The organism is Actinomadura sp. RB99 (assembly GCF_014706005.1).
GTDB lineage: Bacteria > Actinomycetota > Actinomycetes > Streptosporangiales > Streptosporangiaceae > Spirillospora.
In genome coordinates this window covers 172,001-186,969 of record NZ_JABMCA010000006.1, presented here as the reverse complement: position 1 = coordinate 186,969, position 14,969 = coordinate 172,001, and the positions used below count along the sequence as shown (strand labels likewise).

Here is a 14,969-nt window from a genome sequence, read left to right as displayed (position 1 = left end):
GAACGATCGGCCCGCCGTCGCCCGGCTCGCGGACGCCCGGCTCGCGGACGCTCAGTCCGCGAACGCGAACAGCGTCTTGGCGAACAGGTCGGGATCGTCGGCCATCGCCATGTGCCCCTGCCCGGGCAGCTCGACGACCTCGGCGCCGGGGACGATCCGGGCCAGCGCGTCCGCCGTCGGCCGCTGGTACGCCGGGCCGGCCGTCCCGACCAGCAGCTGCACGGGCACGCCTATCCCCGCGAACCGGGCGCAGTCCTCGATCCGCGGCACGCTCTCGCTCTCCCGGGCGAGCGGCGGCGCGTTGTCCAGGCAGGCGGCCCAGAACCGCCGCGCGCCGCGCAGCGCGTCGACCTGCCGCCGCGACAGGCCCATCAGGTCGCGGAAGACCGTCGCGAGGAGCCGGTCGTGGTCGCGCCCGTCCGCGAGCTCGCGGAGCCGCGCCAGCATCGCGGGGGAGGCGACCTCCCGCCAGGGCGTCGTGATCGGCGGCTCGTACAGCACGAGCCGCCCGATCGCGCCGGTCGCCGAGGTCGCGTGCAGGGAGCACAGGGCGCCGTAGGAGTGGCCGACGAGGAACACGTCGCCTCCGGCCGCCTCGGCGACCGCCGCGATGTCCTCGCCCTCCCGCTCGATGGCGTACGGGCCGCCCTCCCGGGCGCTGAGGCCGCGGCCCCGGCGGTCCATCGCGTGGACGGTGAACCGCTCGGCGAGCCTCGGGAGCACCGGCGCCCAGCACCGGCGGTCGACGGCCGCGCCGTGCACGAGGACCAGCGGCGGGCCCGCGCCCCGCGTCTCGTAGCCGACGATCGTCCCGTCGCTGGACTCGGCGAACCCGGTCTCGGTCACGCGGGGAGCGTACCGGCCCAGGTCGGGAACCGGTATGCGAACATATGTTCGTGTCCCGCGCCGCCACGATCCTGCACGCCGACCTCGACGCCTTCTACGCGTCGGTCGAGCAGCGCGACGACCCCGCGCTGCGCGGGCGGCCGGTGATCGTCGGCGGGGGCGTGGTGCTGGCGGCCAGCTACGAGGCCAAGGCGCACGGCGTCCGCACCGCGATGAGCGGCGGGCAGGCGCGCCGGCTGTGCCCGGGCGCCGTGGTCGTCCGGCCCCGGATGGACGCCTACGCCGAGGCCAGCAAGGCCGTGTTCGCGCTGTTCCGCGCGACGACGCCGCTCGTCGAGGGCCTGTCGATCGACGAGGCGTTCCTCGATGTGGACGGCCTGCGGCGGATCTCCGGGTCGCCCGCCGGCATCGCGGCGAGGCTGCGGCGCCGGGTGGCCGAGGAGGTCGGGCTGCCGATCACCGTCGGCGTGGCCCGCACGAAGTTCCTGGCGAAGGTGGCCAGCGGCGTCGCCAAGCCCGACGGGCTGCTCGTCGTCCCGCCGGACGGCGAGCTGGAGTTCCTGCGCCCGCTGCCGGTGCGGCGGCTCTGGGGCGTGGGCCCGGCGACCGCCGCCAAGCTCGCCGCCTACGGCGCCGTCACGGTCGGCGACGTCGCCGACATGCCGGAGGCGACGCTGGTGTCCCTGCTCGGTCCCGGCGCCGGCCGCCACCTGCACGCGCTGGCCCGCAACCGGGACCCGCGGCCCGTCCGCACCGGGGTGCGGCGCCGGTCGATGGGCGCCCAGCGCGCGCTCGGGCGCCGGCGGCGGCCGCCCGAGGAGCTGGACGCCCTCCTCGTCGGCCTCGTCGACCGGCTCGCGGGACGGCTGCGCGGCGCGCACCGGGTCTGCCGGACGGTCACCCTGCGGCTGCGGTTCGGCGACTACGCGCGCGCCTCCCGCTCGCACACGCTGCCGCAGGCCACGGCGGAGACGTCCGTCCTGCTGGACGCGGCGCGCCGGCTGCTCGGCGGCGCCGCCCCGCTCGTCGCCGAGCGCGGGCTGACGCTGATCGGGGTGTCGCTGGGCTCGCTGCACGACGACCGGATCGTGCAGCTCGCGCTGCCGTTCGACGCCGGCGGGGCCGCGGACGCCGCCGTCGACGGCGTCTGCGGCCGGTTCGGCTCGTCCGCGATCACCCGCGCGGTGCTGCTCGGCCGCGACCCGGGCATCGCGGTGCCGACGCTGCCCGACGAGCCGCCGGACTAGCGGAAGTCGGCGGCGTGGTCGCGGGCCCACTCGGCGAACGTGCGCGCCGGGCGCCCGGTGATCCGTTCGACGTCCCCGGTGACGGGCGGCGGCGCGTCGATGGCGGCGACGGAGTGCCGGATCAGCGCCTCGGCGACCTCCGGCGGTCCCCACCGGGCGAGGTCGCGGCGGTGCTCGTCCAGGTCCTGCCGTTCGACGGCGACGGTACGGCCGATCGCCTCGCCGATCCGCTCGGCCTGCCGCCGCCGGGTGAGCCGCTCCGGCCCGGTGAGGACGGGCGCGGTCCCCGCGTGCCCCGGTTCGGTCAGGGCGCGCAGCGCGACCGCGGCGATGTCGGCCTCGTGGATCGGCGCCGTCCACGACTCGGGGAACGGGTCGCGGACGGACTCCTCCGCCTCGCCGTGCAGGCGGGCGATCGGGTCCGCCGAGGAGGCGTCGGCGCCCGCCGCCGACAGCAGCACGACGTGCTCGACGCCGGCGGCGCGGGCCCGCGCGGCGAACCCGTCGAGGCCCTGCAGCTCGGCGTACAGGAAGACGCGTGCGGCGCCGTCGAGGGCCGGGCCGAGCGTGCCCGGTGCGAGCGGCCGCTACCCCGGCGACCCGGCCGTGCGCGCGATCATCGCCGAGCTGTCGGCCGCGAGCCCGGAGTTCGCCGGGATGTGGGCCGCCCGCGAGATCGAGGTGCAGCGCACGATCACCAAGCGCGCCGTCCACCCGGTGGCGGGGGAGCTCGAACTCGACTGCGAGATCCTGCCGGTCCCGGGCGGCGAGCACCGCGTCGTGCTGTACACGGGGGCGCCGGGCAGCGCGTCCGACCGGGGGCTTCAGAGGCTCCGCGGCACCTGAGCCGGGCGCGGCACCTCGATCCGGCGCGCCGCGGCCAGGGCCGCCAGGCGCCCGATCGCGGGGACCTCCAGCGGCAGCAGCGAGGGCCGGGGGTGGACGCGGCGGCGCCGGCCGCGCTCGACGGCCCGCACGACCGCCCGCGCGGCGGACTCGGGGGAGACCGGCGGGAGCGTCCGCACCGGCCGGCCGCGCCAGGGCAGCAGTCCGACGTCGCGGGCGTCGGTGTCGGTGGCGCCCGGTACGTACTCCAGGACGGTGACGCCGGTGCCGCGCAGCTCGTTGCGCAGCGTGCGGGTGGCGTGCGCGAGCGCGGCCTTCGCCGAGCCGTAGTGGCCGAGCATCGGGACCGGCAGCGCCTGCAGCGTGGAGGTGACGTTGACGACCGCGCCGCCGCCCCGCATCCCGGGCAGCAGCGCGCGGGCCAGCGCGAGCGGCGACCAGAAGTTCGTCTCGAACAGCGCCCGCGCGGCGTCGCCGTCGCCGAGCTCGCCCTGGGCCGCGACGAGGCCCGCGCCGGCGTTGCTCACCAGGACCCGCACGCCGCCCAGCGCCCGCGCCGCCGCGCCGGCCAGCTCGGCGGCGGCGCCCGGACGCGACAGGTCGGCCTCGATGACGTGCGGGCGCGTCCCGCCGCGGGCCGCGATCAGGTCGGCCGCGTCCTCCAGCGCGTCCCGCCGGCGCGCCGCGATGGCCAGCCGCGCCCCGCGCCCGGCCAGGGCGAACGCCAGGGCGCGGCCGATCCCGCTGGACGCGCCGGTGAGCAGGACCGGCGCGTCCGCCAGCTCGATCCGGGCCATCATCGCCTCCCGATATTGACTGATTATCAATCAGTTTCGGAGGCTAGACTCGTCCGCGACCGCACGTCAATGCGAGGGAGCCGCCGATGGCCCGGCCCGACCGCCGCCAGATGCTGATCGACGCCGCCGCCGAGCTGTTCGCCGGCCGCGCCTACGACGAGGTCACCACGACCGAGATAGCGCGGCGGGCGGGCGTCGCCTACGGGCTGATCGCGCACCACTTCGGCAACAAGCGCGGCCTGTACCTCGCGACGATCCGCGCCGCCGCCGACCGGCTGCGCGTCGTGCACGAGGCGGAGCCCGAGGGCGCGGCGCCGGGGGAGCGGCTGCGCGCCGCCCTCGACCGGCACATCGCCTTCATGGAGGCCAACGCCGCCGGGTTCCTGGCGGTGATGCGCGGCGGCAACGGCTCCGACCCGGAGGTCCGCGCGATCGTGGAGGACCTGCGCTGGCAGGGCGCGCGGCGGCTGCTGGACGCGCTCGGCGCCGCCGGCCCCGCCCGTCCCGTCCTGCGCACCGCGATGCGCGGCTGGGTCGGCTACCTGGACGAGGTCGTCATCGACCATCTGCGGCACCGCGACGTCCCGCGCGACCGGCTGGCGGCCCTCGCGGCGGCGACGCTGGCGGGCGCCCTGCGCGCCGCGCGCGCGGCCGACCCGGACATCGGCCTCGACGCCGGGCTGATCGACCTGCTCGACGCCTGACGCCGGCGGACCGGACGCGGTGCGTCCCGGCGCGAGCACGGCGCGTCCCGTGAGACGATCGTCTTCCCCGGGACGAAGCGGAGAGTGCCATGGCCGAGGAGAGGTGGTCCCCCGCCCACGTCGACCTGACGACGCCCAACACCGCGCGGATCTACGACTACCTGCTCGGCGGCAAGGACAACTACGCCGCCGACCGCGAGGTGGCCGAGCAGCTGATGGCCGTCATCCCCGAGGCGCGGACGGCCGCCAGGGCGAACCACGCCTTCATCGGGCGCGCCGTCCGGCACCTCGCGCGGCAGGGCGTGCGGCAGTTCATCGACGTCGGCAGCAAGCTTCCGGCGGACGGCAACGTGCACGAGGTGGCCGCCGCCGTCACCCCGGACGCGACCGTCGTGTTCGCCGACGGCGACCCGGTCGTGCTGGTGCACGCGCGGGCGCTGCTCGCCGGCACCGAGCGGACGGCGGTCGTGCACTGCGACCTCGCGCGTCCCGAGACGCTCCCGGACGACCCCGAGGTCCGCGAGCACATCGACTTCACCGAGCCGGTGGCGATCGTGCTCGACCGCGTCCTGCACTTCATCGGCGACGCCGCCGACGCCCGGCGGTCCGTCCAGCGGCTGCACGACGCCCTCCCGCCCGGCGGCCACCTGGTGTTCACGCACATCACCCAGGACCCGCAGCCGGAGTCCAGCGGCGACGTCGGGCAGGTGTTCAAGCCGACCAGCGGGCACTTCTGGGGCCGCACCCGCGCCGAGATCGAGTCGATCGTCGAGCCGTTCGACCTGCTCGACCCCGGCCTCACCTACACCCCGCTGTGGCGGCCCGATCCCGGCGGCGAGGAGGTCCGGCACCCCGAGCGGACGTTCACCCTCGCGGGCGTCGGCCGCCGCGCCTGATCCCGCCGCGCCCGATCCCGCCGCACGCGGCCCTTCCGCCCGGCCGCCGCACCCGGACGGGTCAGGCGGCGAACGCGGGGGACGGCAGGCCCTGCGCCGCGTCCGGGACGACGAACAGGGATCCGGCGTGGGAGTCGTCCTTCGGGGCGCCCGCGGCCGCCGTCGTGACGTAGAGGTCGCGGAGGTCCGGGCCGCCGAACGCGCAGGCGGTGGTCTGGGCGGCGGGCACCTCGACGGTGCGGTCGAGACCGCCGGCGGGGGTGTAGCAGAGGACGCGGCCGCCGCCCCACAGCGCCACCCAGAGCCGTCCCTCGGCGTCGACGGTCAGCCCGTCCGGCAGCCCCGGGACGGAGACGAACACGCGGCGGCCGGTGGCGCCCTCCTCGGGGCGGAAGTCGAAGACGTCGATGCGGCGCGTGGGCGTGTCCACGTAGTACATCAGGCGCCCGTCAGGGCTCCAGGCGATCCCGTTGCTGACCGTCACGTCTTCCAGCACCGTGGTCGTCCCGCCGTCGGGGAGGACGCGGCGCAGCCGGCCGCCTCCCGGCGCCTCGTCGTAGCGCATGGTCCCGGCCCAGAACGCGCCGTCCGGGCCGACGGCGGCGTCGTTGCCGCGGCAGCCCGGGACGGGATGCTCGGCGAGCCAGCGGAACGAGCCGTCGGGATCGTAGAGCCCGACGCCGTCGCGGAGGTTGACGACCAGCCCGCCGCCCGCCCGGGGCCGGGCCGCGCCCACGTGCTGGGCCGTGTGGCGGACGGTGTCGGCGCCGGTGGCCGGGGCGTAGGCGTGCACCTCGTTGCCGAGGATGTCGACCCAGAGCAGCACGCCGCCGGCGGCGTCCCAGTTGGGTCCCTCGCCGAGCCGCGCGCGGGAGGGCAGGGCGATCTCGATGCGGTGTTCCATGCGGATCCTCGGTCGCTCCGGACGGGCGGGAGCGGGCACCGGGCCGGCGGTGGCCCGGTGCCCGCTCCCGGCCGGGGTCAGGACGTGGAGAAGGAGTAGACGCTGGTGGAGTCGTAAGTCTGGCCGGGCCGCAGCGTGGTGCTCGGGAACTGCGGCTTGTTGGGCGAGTCGGGGAAGTGCTGGGTCTCCATGGCGAACCCGTCGCCCTGCCGGTACATCGTCCCGCCGGTGCCGACCAGCCGGCCGTCGAGGAAGTTGCCGGAGTAGAACTGCAGGCCGGGCTGGTCGGTGCGGATCTCCATCACCCGGCCGGTGGTCGGCTCGGTGACGCGGGCGGCGAGCTTCATGCCGGTGCCGTCGAGCACGAAGTTGTGGTCGTAGCCGCGCCCGTAGACCATCTGCTGGTCGCCCTCGCGGACGCGTTCGCCGATGGTGTGCGGGCGGGTGAAGTCCAGCGGCGTGCCGTGCACCGTGGCCAGCCGCCCGGTCGGGATGAGGGTGGAGTCGACCGGCGTGTAGCGGGACGCGTTGATCTGCACCTTGTGGCCGTAGACCTCGCCGGACCCCTCACCGGCCAGGTTGAAGTAGGTGTGGTTGGTCAGGTTGACGACGGTCGGCTTGTCCGTGGTGGCCTGGTAGCGGATGCGCAGGTCGTTCCCGCGCGTGACGGTATAGGTGACGGTGGTGCGGAGGGTGCCGGGGTAGCCCTCCTCGCCGTCGGGGCTGACGTACGACAGCCGGAGCGACACCGCGTCGCCGCCCGTGACCGGCTGCGCCGTCCACACCCGCTTGTCGAAGCCGGTCGTGCCGCCGTGCAGGCTGTTCTGCCCGTCGTTGGCGGGGACCTTGTAGGTCGTGCCGTCCAGGGTGAACCGAGCGCCGCCGATCCGGTTGCCGTAGCGCCCGATCAGCGCCCCGAAGTACGGGTTCTCGTCCTTGTAGGTGTCGCTGAGGTAGCCGTCCAGGGTGCGGAACCCGAGCGCCACGTCGGCGGAGCGGCCGTGCCGGTCGGGGACGTCGAGGGACTGGACGATGCCGCCGTAGGTGAGGATGCGGACCTTCATCCCGTGGCCGCTGCCGAGCGTGTACCGGTCGATCTTCGTGCCGTCCGGCAGCGCGCCGAACGGCTCCTTGGCGATGGTCGGCCCGGAGGACGCGGCCGTGGCCGGGACGGTCATCAGGCCGCCGGCGAGCAGACCGCCGGCGAGCAGGGCGGCAGAGGCCAGCGGGACGGTGAGGGGTGGGACGCGCTTCATCGGTGTTCCTCTCGCTTGGGGGGAGGGAGGAGACGGACTGGCGTGTTCTGGTAGGGGACGGAGGCCTTTCCGGTGGAAGAGGGAGAGCACGGGGTCGTCCGGACGGATCGGTGGCGGGGCGGGTGCCCGCCGGGTCAGCGCAGCAGCGGGGAGCCGGACCGCCGCTTGGTCCACACGTCGAACGCGACGGCCGCCAGCAGGACCAGGCCCTTGACCAGCATCACCCGCTCGCTCGGCGCGCCCATCAGCGACATCCCGTTGTTGATCACGCCCATGATCAGGCCGCCGGTGATCGCGCCGACCACCTTGCCGACGCCGCCCTGCACCGCCGCGCCGCCGATGAACGCGGCGGCGATCGCGTCGAGCTCGAAGGTGTTGCCCGCGGTGGGGCCCGCCTGGTTGAGCCGCCCGGCGAAGATGACCCCGGCCAGCGCCGACAGCACGCCCATGTTGACGAACAGCCAGAACACCACCGACTTGGCCCGCACGCCGGACAGCACGGCCGCCTGCAGGTTGCCGCCGACGGCGTACACGTGCCGGCCGAACACCGACCGGCTCGTCAGCAGCGAGTACGCCAGCACCAGCACGGCCAGCAGCACCAGCACCCACGGCAGGTTGTGGAACCGGGCCAGCTGCACGGTCACCGCCATGATCAGCGCGCCCGCCGCGACGATCTTCAGCAGGAACACCGGCACCGGGTCGACGGTCTGCCCGTAGCCGAGCCGCGTCGCGCGGGTGCGCCACCGGGAGACCGCCAGGCCCGCCACGACCACGATCCCGACCAGCAGGCTGAACAGGTCCGCGCCGCCCAGCGGCCCGAGCCCGACGTTGCCGAAGTAGCCGGAGGTGAACCCGTTCGACAGCGTGCGGACCTGGTCGGGGAACGGGCCGAGGCCCTGGTTGCCGAGCACCGTCATGGTCAGCGCCCGGAACAGCAGCATCCCGGCGAGCGTGACGATGAACGACGGGATGCCGAAGAAGGCCGTCCAGTACCCCTGCCACGCGCCGATCGCGGCGCCCGCCACGAGCGTCAGCAGCAGCGCGACCGGCCACGCGACATGGTGGCTGACCATCAGCCAGGCCGCGATCGCGCCGGTCACGCCGACCAGCGAGCCCACCGACAGGTCGATGTGCCCGGAGATGATGATGAGGATCATCCCGATCGCCAGGATCAGGATGTAGGAGTTCTGCACGATGATGTTGGAGATGTTCTGCGGCTGCAGCAGATCGCCTCCGGTCAGCACCGCGAACAGCACGACGATCAGCGCGAACGCGATGTAGATGCCGCTCTGCCGCACGTTCACGGTCAGCCGCGGCCGGCCGGCGGCGGGCGCCGCCGCGCCGCCGCGCGGCGCGGTCGCGGCCTGCGCGGCGTCGGTCTTCGCGGGCGCGGTACGGCTCATCCGGCCTGCTCCCTTCCCATGGTCATGTAGGACATGAGGCGCTCCTGCGTGGCCTCCGCCCGCGGCACCTCGCCGGTGATCCGGCCGGCCGCCATCGTGTAGATCCGGTCGCACATTCCGAGCAGCTCCGGCAGCTCGGAGGAGATCAGCAGGATCGCCCGGCCCTCGGCGGCGAGCCGGTTGATGATCGTGTAGATCTCGTACTTCGCGCCGACGTCGATGCCGCGGGTCGGCTCGTCCAGGATCAGCACGTCCGGATCAGTGAAGATCCACTTGGACAGCACGACCTTCTGCTGGTTCCCGCCGCTCAGCTGCCCGGTGGTGGCCAGCACGCTCGGCGCCTTGATGTTCATCCCGCCCCGGAACTCCTCGGCGACCCGGTACTCGTGGTACTCGTTCACCCACCCGGCCCGGGACAGCTTCCCGAGCCGCGCGGCCGACACGTTCCGCCTGATGTCCTGGATGAGGTTGAGCCCGTAGCGCTTGCGGTCCTCGGTGGCGTAGGCGATGCCGTGCCGGATCGCGTCCCGCACCGTCCTCAGCCGGACCTGCTCACCGTCCTTGTAGACGCGGCCGGAGATGTCCACCCCGTAGGACCGCCCGAACACGCTCATCGCCAGCTCGGTGCGGCCGGCGCCCATCAGCCCGGCGAGCCCCACGATCTCGCCGCGCCGCAGCGTCAGGGCGGCCCCCGACACCACCGCGCGGTCGCGCTGCGCCGGGCTGTGCACCGTCCAGTCCTCGATCCGCAGCGCCTCCTCGCCGATCTCCGGCTCACGGGGCGGGAAGCGGTGCTCCAGGTCCCGCCCGACCATCCCGGAGATGACGCGGTCCTCGGTGACCCCGCCGCCGGACGGGTCGAGCGTCTCGATCATCCGGCCGTCGCGCAGCACGCTGACGGTGTCGGCGATCGCCAGCACCTCGTTCAGCTTGTGCGAGATGATCACGCAGGTGATGCCGTCGTCGCGGAGCCCGCGCATCAGGTCCAGCAGGTGGGCGGAGTCCGCGTCGTTCAGCGCGGCGGTCGGCTCGTCCAGGATCAGCAGCCGCACCCGCTTGGACAGCGCCTTGGCGATCTCCACCAGCTGCTGCTTGCCGACGCCGAGGTCGGCGATCGGGGTCACCGGGTTCTCCGGCAGCCCGACCCGCTCCAGCAGCAGCCCGGCCTCGTGGTTGGTGCGGTTCCAGTCGACCAGGCCCCGCCCGAGCAACCGGCCCCCCAGGAACCCGCGCGACGCCCGCTCGTTGCCGAGGAAGATGTTCTCGGCGATCGACAGCTGCGGGCACAGCGCCAGCTCCTGATGGATGATGACGATCCCGCGCTCCTCGCTGTCGCGGATGCCGGAGAACCGGCACGGCTCGCCGTCGAAGAGGATCTCCCCGTCGTACGAGCCGTGCGGGTAGACCCCGGACAGCACCTTCATCAGCGTGGACTTGCCGGCCCCGTTCTCGCCGCAGATCGCGTGGATCTCGCCGCGGCGCACGGTCAGGTCGACGTCCGCCAGCGCGTTCACCCCGGGGAACGTCTTGGTGATGCCGCGCATCCGCAGGATCTCGTCGGCCCCCGCGGCGCCGGCCGCGCCGGCGCCCTCCGCGAGGGCGCCCGACGCGTCCGTGCCCGTCGTGTCGGTGGTGTCGTCGGTGGTCACGGCGTCATCCCAGCTGCGCCTGCGTGTAGTAGCCGGACTGCACGAGCTCGGTCTGCACGTTGGACTTGTTGACGATCACCGGCTGCAGCATCTGCGTCGGGACGACCTTCTTCTGGTTGTTGTAGTCGGTGGTGTTGTTGACCTGCGGCTTCGCGCCCTTGAGGATCGCGTCGGACATCTTCGCCGCCTCGTCGGCGAGCTTGCGGACGTCCTTGAAGATGGTGGAGTACTGCTCGCCCGCCAGGATCGACTTCACCGACGCCCGCTCGGCGTCCTGCCCGGTCACCACCGGGTACGGCTGGCTCGGGGTGCCGTAGCCGTTGCTCTTGAGCGCCGACAGGATGCCGATCGACAGGCCGTCGTACGGCGAGAGCACGCCGTCGACCTTGGCGCCGCCCCGGTAGGTCTTGGTGAGGATGTCCTCCATCCGCTTCTGCGCCGTGGCCGGGTCCCAGCGCAGGATCGCCATGGTCTTGAAGTCGGTCTGGCCGCTCTTGACGACCAGGGTCCCCTTGTCGATGTACGGCTGGAGCACCGACATCGCGCCCTTGTAGAAGAACGGGGCGTTGTTGTCGTCGGGGGACCCGGCGAACAGCTCGATGTTGAACGGGCCCTTCGCCTTGCCCTCCGACCCGTCCGCGTTCTTGATCTTCAGGCCGGTGAGCAGCGAGGTCGCCTGCTCCACGCCGACCTTGTAGTTGTCGAACGTGACGTAGTAGTCGACGTCCGGGCTGCGCATGATGAGCCGGTCGTAGGAGATCACCGGGATGTGGTTCTGGTGCGCCTCCTGCAGCTGGCTGGTCAGCGCGGTGCCGTCGATGGACGCGACGACCAGCAGCTTGGCGCCCTTGGTGATCTGGTTCTCGATCTGGCTGACCTGCGTCGGGATGTCGTTCTCGGCGTACTGCAGGTCCACCTTGTAGCCGAGCTTCTCCAGGTCGGCCTTCAGCGTGTTGCCGTCGCGGATCCAGCGCTCGGACGACTTCGTCGGCATGGTCACGCCGATCAGCGCGCCCTTGGTGTCGCCGGACTTCCCCTTCTTGTCGATGCTCTTCTCGCTGGAGCCGCACGCCGTCATGGCGGTCGCCAGGACCAGCGCGGACAGTACCGTGGTGATGCGCCGGAGTCTCATCTCGTTCTCCTTCGGGGTGGGGGAGGGCAGCGGAGCGAATCAGCGTGGGACGGCGGACGTGGGCAGGGCCTCGGGCGCGGACGGGAACCGCCGCAGCGGCCCCGGGTCCCGGGACCCGATCGGGGACATGCCCTCGCCCGCCCCGAGCCGGGCGAGGGTGTCCAGGACGAGCCGGCCGCGCCGCACCCGCTCCCGCGCGCTCGCCACGGCGGCGGGCAGCAGGTGGAGGCCGACCGGATACAGCGCGGGCGCGTTGCGCAGCCCGAACTTCAGATAGAGCGGCGCGCCGCAGCGGATCAGCTCCGCCGCGTCGTAGAAGCGGACGAACCCGCCGAGGTCGTCGGGCGCCTCGACGTAGAAGTCCATCGGCGCGGCGCTCACCGCGCGGATCTCGGCGAGCTGGGCGACGGTCAGGTCGCTCGGCACGTTGACCGAGTCGGCGCCGAGGCCCTCCCACACCGCGAACGAGGCCGGGTTCACCGGCCCGACCAGCGCGGACACCTTGAACGTGGTGTCGGCGGGCAGCCGGCCGGCCTCGCGCAGCCGGTGCAGCGTCCACAGCACGCCCTCGTCGGCGACCAGCAGCGACCGCACGCCGAGCCCGGTGGCGCGCTCGGCGTCCTCGACGCACTGGGCGAGCTGGTCGCGGCCGCGGGCGCGCGGCCCGGAGGCGTTGTAGGAGCGGCCGCCGGCGCCCGGCTCCCAGGTGCCGCGCGGGCCGAGGAACAGGCACAGCTCGATGCCGCGCGCGTCGCAGGCGTCCACCATCTCGCCGATCTCGGCGTCGGTGAGCATCCACACGCCGCTGCCCTGGCTGATGCGGTGCAGCGGCACCTCCAGGCGCTCGCTCTCCTCCAGCACCGCCGCCAGCACGGCGGGCCCCTCGCAGGACGGCAGTTCGGTGCGCCACGTGCCGCCGTCCGGGAACCGCAGGCCGGACGCGGGCGGCGGCGCGGCGCGTCCGGGCAGGCCGAGGGAGCGCAGCGCGTCCTCGCCGGGCGCGCGGCCGGCCTCGGCCGGGTCGTCAGAGAAGGGGTCCATCGGTCCTCCCGCCGGTCGGGGGCGTGTCGAGGTCGGGGCGCAGCAGCACCTTCCCGGCGTCGGGGGAGCCGCTGAGCCCGAGCGCCGCCGCGAACGCGGTCAGCGGCAGCTCGTGGGTGATCAGGGACGCCGGCCGCAGCACCCCGCTGGCGAACGCGCGCACCGCGTACGTCCAGTCGGCGGGGCCGGAGCCGAACACGGTGTGCATCGACAGGGCCCGGGTGACCAGCAGCGACGTCGGGACGGCGTCGGCCGGGTCGGCGGGGATGCCGGTGAGCACGACGCGCCCGCCGCGGCGCGCCAGCCGCACCGCCGAGCCGGCCGTGCCGGACGCGCCGGCGGTCTCCACGACCACGTCGAACGCCCCCTCGGGGGCCTCGCCCGGGCGGCTGAACGCGGTCGCCCCCGCGTCCAGCGCCGGCTCGCCGCGCTCCACCCGCGGGTCGATCGCGACGAGGCGGGCCGGCGACGACGCGGCGAGGAACTGCAGCGCGAGCATCCCGAGCGTGCCGGCGCCCACCACCGCGACCGTCTCGCCGGGACGCGGCGCCGCGTGCCGGACGGCCCCGGCGATGACCGCGGCCGGCTCCAGCAGCGCCGCCGCGCGCAGGTCCGCGCCGGGCGGCAGCACGTGCAGCAGCCGGGCCGGGACCAGCAGGTGGTCGGCGAACGCGCCGGGCCGGGTGAAGCCCGTCTCGTCGTAGCGGGCGGCGCACAGGTTCGGCGCGCCCTCGCGGCAGCGCCCGCACGCCATGCAGCCGCGGAACCCCTCGCCGACGACGGGCGCGCCGACCAGCGACGGGTCGGTGTCGGGGCCGACCGCCTCGACCGTGCCGGACCACTCGTGCCCGGGGACGACGGGGTAGCGGGAGAAGCCCTCGGGGCGCGCGCCGTCGAACAGCTCGCGGTCGCTGCCGCACAGCCCGGCCGCGGCGATCCGGACCCGGGCCTCGCCGCGGCCCGGCTCCGGCGGGTCGCCGGCGTCGATCCGCCAGCGGCCCGGCGCCTCCACGAGCACCGCGCGGCTCAACGGCGCGTCCCGCGGAAGTGCCAGCCTTCGGCGTACAGGTCGAAGTCGGCGTGCTGCTGGGGGAAGGCGGCGACCGCGTCGAGGTCCAGCTCGACGCCGAGGCCGGGTGCCTCCGGCAGGGCGAAGTGGCCGTCGACGACCTGCGGGGCGCCCTTCGCGACGTCCTTGACGGCGGCGTCGGCGAAGTCGTTGAAGTGCTCCAGGATCTTGAAGTTGGGGGTGCAGACGCCGAGCTGGAGGCTCGCGGCGGTCAGTACCGGCCCGCCGACGTTGTGCGGCGCGACCTGCACGTAGTAGGTCTCGGCGGTCGCGGCGAGCTTGCGGACCTCGGCGATGCCGCCGCTGTGCCCGACGTCGGGCTGCAGGACGTCGGCGGCCTGCAGCTCCAGCAGCTCGCGGAACTCGATGCGGTCGTGGACGCGCTCGCCGGTCGCGATCGGCAGCCCGGTGTGCGCCGACACCTTGGCGAGCGCCTTGAGGTTCTCCGGCGGGACGGGCTCCTCCAGCCACGCCGGGTCGAACCGGGCGAGCAGGCCGGCGAGCCGGATCGCGGTGGCGGGGGAGAACCGGCCGTGCATCTCGATGAGCAGCTCGACGTCGGGGCCGACCGCGTCCCGCACCGCCTCGACCAGGTCGATGGCCAGCACCGTCCCGGCGTGGTCCAGCTCCATCCGCCCGGCGCCGAACGGGTCGAGCTTCAGCGCGGTGTACCCGCGCTCCACGACGCGCTTGGCCGCCGCGTGGAAGTCCTCGGGGGTCCGGTCGACGGTGTACCAGCCGTTCGCGTAGGCCTTGACGCGGTCGCGCACCTTGCCGCCGAGCAGCCGCCACACCGGCTGGCCGAGGGCCTTGCCGATGATGTCCCAGCACGCCATCTCGACGCACGCGATGCCGGACATGACGATCTCGCCCGCGCGGCCGAAGTCGCCGTACTTCATCCGGTGGACGAGGTCCTCGACGTCGAACGGGTCGCTGCCGGCGATGTGCCGGCGCTCCGCCTCGGCGAGGTAGCCGACCAGCGCGTCGGTGTGGCCGAGCATCCGCGCCTCGCCGACGCCGGTGAGGCCCTCGTCGGTGCGGACGGTCACGAACGTGAGATTCCGCCACGGGGTCCCCAGGACATGGGTGCCGATCTCGGTGATGCGCAACGTGCCGCCCCTCTCGAATCAACCTGGCACTAGCTTGTGTTAGCGCTAACATTCGCGCCCTGCGGAACCG

15 protein-coding genes are annotated in these 14,969 nt (G+C 74.3%); 4 read left to right on the top strand and 11 right to left on the bottom strand.

From position 1 onward, the window contains the following. Positions 1 to 51 precede the first annotated feature (51 nt). Positions 52 to 846 (bottom strand): alpha/beta hydrolase, encoded by a 795-nt coding sequence (locus amrb99_RS08395; protein WP_190854286.1) that lies wholly within the window; start codon positions 844 to 846, stop codon positions 52 to 54. Positions 847 to 896: 50 nt separating this feature from the next. On the opposite strand from amrb99_RS08395, the gene dinB reads away from it, so the two are divergent. Continuing rightward, complete coding sequence (dinB, locus tag amrb99_RS08390; protein ID WP_347256594.1) at positions 897 to 2,093, top strand: DNA polymerase IV; 1,197 nt, start codon at positions 897 to 899, stop codon at positions 2,091 to 2,093. Here dinB and amrb99_RS50790 read toward each other — a convergent pair. Further along, a complete protein-coding gene (locus tag amrb99_RS50790; RefSeq protein WP_241755369.1) occupies positions 2,090 to 2,554 on the bottom strand; it encodes a hypothetical protein in 465 nt (154 codons plus the stop codon). The genes dinB and amrb99_RS50790 overlap by 4 nt on opposite strands. Before the next feature lie 106 nt (positions 2,555 to 2,660). Here amrb99_RS50790 and amrb99_RS50785 point away from each other — a divergent pair, with 106 nt between their 5' ends. Continuing rightward, positions 2,661 to 2,939: a hypothetical protein gene (locus amrb99_RS50785; RefSeq protein ID WP_347256593.1), complete on the top strand. Its 279-nt coding sequence runs from the start codon at positions 2,661 to 2,663 to the stop codon at positions 2,937 to 2,939. Here amrb99_RS50785 and amrb99_RS08380 read toward each other — a convergent pair. After that, complete coding sequence (locus tag amrb99_RS08380) at positions 2,918 to 3,739, bottom strand: SDR family NAD(P)-dependent oxidoreductase (RefSeq protein ID WP_190854273.1); 822 nt, start codon at positions 3,737 to 3,739, stop codon at positions 2,918 to 2,920. The two genes, amrb99_RS50785 and amrb99_RS08380, sit on opposite strands and share 22 nt — an antisense overlap. Before the next feature lie 83 nt (positions 3,740 to 3,822). Here amrb99_RS08380 and amrb99_RS08375 point away from each other — a divergent pair, with 83 nt between their 5' ends. Continuing rightward, positions 3,823 to 4,440 (top strand): TetR/AcrR family transcriptional regulator, encoded by a 618-nt coding sequence (locus tag amrb99_RS08375; RefSeq protein ID WP_190854271.1) that lies wholly within the window; start codon positions 3,823 to 3,825, stop codon positions 4,438 to 4,440. Positions 4,441 to 4,529: 89 nt separating this feature from the next. Then, the gene (locus amrb99_RS08370) at positions 4,530 to 5,336 is read left to right on the top strand and encodes an SAM-dependent methyltransferase (RefSeq protein ID WP_190854270.1); all 807 of its coding nucleotides are present in this window, start codon (positions 4,530 to 4,532) and stop codon (positions 5,334 to 5,336) included. 61 nt (positions 5,337 to 5,397) lie between these two features. Here amrb99_RS08370 and amrb99_RS08365 read toward each other — a convergent pair whose 3' ends face one another. The 8 genes from amrb99_RS08365 to amrb99_RS08330 all read right to left on the bottom strand — a co-directional run bounded on the left by amrb99_RS08365 (position 5,398) and on the right by amrb99_RS08330 (position 14,899). Then, on the bottom strand, positions 5,398 to 6,240 hold the full coding sequence (locus amrb99_RS08365; RefSeq protein WP_190854268.1) for an SMP-30/gluconolactonase/LRE family protein: 843 nt from the start codon (positions 6,238 to 6,240) through the stop codon (positions 5,398 to 5,400). Positions 6,241 to 6,317: 77 nt separating this feature from the next. Beyond that, positions 6,318 to 7,496, bottom strand: coding sequence for an aldose epimerase family protein (locus tag amrb99_RS08360; protein WP_190854266.1), 1,179 nt, complete (start codon positions 7,494 to 7,496; stop codon positions 6,318 to 6,320). Between the two features lie 134 nt (positions 7,497 to 7,630). Then, positions 7,631 to 8,899 (bottom strand): multiple monosaccharide ABC transporter permease, encoded by a 1,269-nt coding sequence (gene mmsB, locus amrb99_RS08355; protein WP_190854261.1) that lies wholly within the window; start codon positions 8,897 to 8,899, stop codon positions 7,631 to 7,633. Further along, positions 8,896 to 10,443 (bottom strand): multiple monosaccharide ABC transporter ATP-binding protein, encoded by a 1,548-nt coding sequence (gene mmsA / locus amrb99_RS08350; RefSeq protein ID WP_190854473.1) that lies wholly within the window; start codon positions 10,441 to 10,443, stop codon positions 8,896 to 8,898. The genes mmsB and mmsA overlap by 4 nt, the downstream gene beginning before the upstream one ends. Positions 10,444 to 10,552: 109 nt before the next feature. Beyond that, a complete protein-coding gene (chvE, locus tag amrb99_RS08345; protein WP_190854259.1) occupies positions 10,553 to 11,680 on the bottom strand; it encodes a multiple monosaccharide ABC transporter substrate-binding protein in 1,128 nt (375 codons plus the stop codon). Between the two features lie 39 nt (positions 11,681 to 11,719). After that, entirely contained in the window at positions 11,720 to 12,721 is a 1,002-nt protein-coding gene (locus amrb99_RS08340) for a hypothetical protein (RefSeq protein ID WP_190854257.1), read from the bottom strand. Further along, positions 12,705 to 13,751, bottom strand: coding sequence for an alcohol dehydrogenase catalytic domain-containing protein (locus amrb99_RS08335; protein WP_190854255.1), 1,047 nt, complete (start codon positions 13,749 to 13,751; stop codon positions 12,705 to 12,707). The genes amrb99_RS08340 and amrb99_RS08335 overlap by 17 nt, the downstream gene beginning before the upstream one ends. Beyond that, on the bottom strand, positions 13,748 to 14,899 hold the full coding sequence (locus amrb99_RS08330) for a mandelate racemase/muconate lactonizing enzyme family protein (protein WP_190854253.1): 1,152 nt from the start codon (positions 14,897 to 14,899) through the stop codon (positions 13,748 to 13,750). Before amrb99_RS08330 ends, amrb99_RS08335 begins: the two co-directional genes overlap by 4 nt. Positions 14,900 to 14,969 lie beyond the last annotated feature (70 nt).

Coding starts and splice junctions, on each gene's coding strand:
- amrb99_RS08360 (WP_190854266.1), bottom strand. CDS start 7,496: ATGAAGCGCGTCCCACCCCTCACCGTCCCGCTGGCCTCTGCCGCCCTG.
- amrb99_RS08370 (WP_190854270.1), top strand. CDS start 4,530: ATGGCCGAGGAGAGGTGGTCCCCCGCCCACGTCGACCTGACGACGCCC.
- amrb99_RS08380 (WP_190854273.1), bottom strand. CDS start 3,739: ATGATGGCCCGGATCGAGCTGGCGGACGCGCCGGTCCTGCTCACCGGC.
- chvE (WP_190854259.1), bottom strand. CDS start 11,680: ATGAGACTCCGGCGCATCACCACGGTACTGTCCGCGCTGGTCCTGGCG.
- mmsA (WP_190854473.1), bottom strand. CDS start 10,443: ATGCGCGGCATCACCAAGACGTTCCCCGGGGTGAACGCGCTGGCGGAC.
- amrb99_RS08375 (WP_190854271.1), top strand. CDS start 3,823: ATGGCCCGGCCCGACCGCCGCCAGATGCTGATCGACGCCGCCGCCGAG.
- mmsB (WP_190854261.1), bottom strand. CDS start 8,899: ATGAGCCGTACCGCGCCCGCGAAGACCGACGCCGCGCAGGCCGCGACC.
- amrb99_RS08365 (WP_190854268.1), bottom strand. CDS start 6,240: ATGGAACACCGCATCGAGATCGCCCTGCCCTCCCGCGCGCGGCTCGGC.
- amrb99_RS08340 (WP_190854257.1), bottom strand. CDS start 12,721: ATGGACCCCTTCTCTGACGACCCGGCCGAGGCCGGCCGCGCGCCCGGC.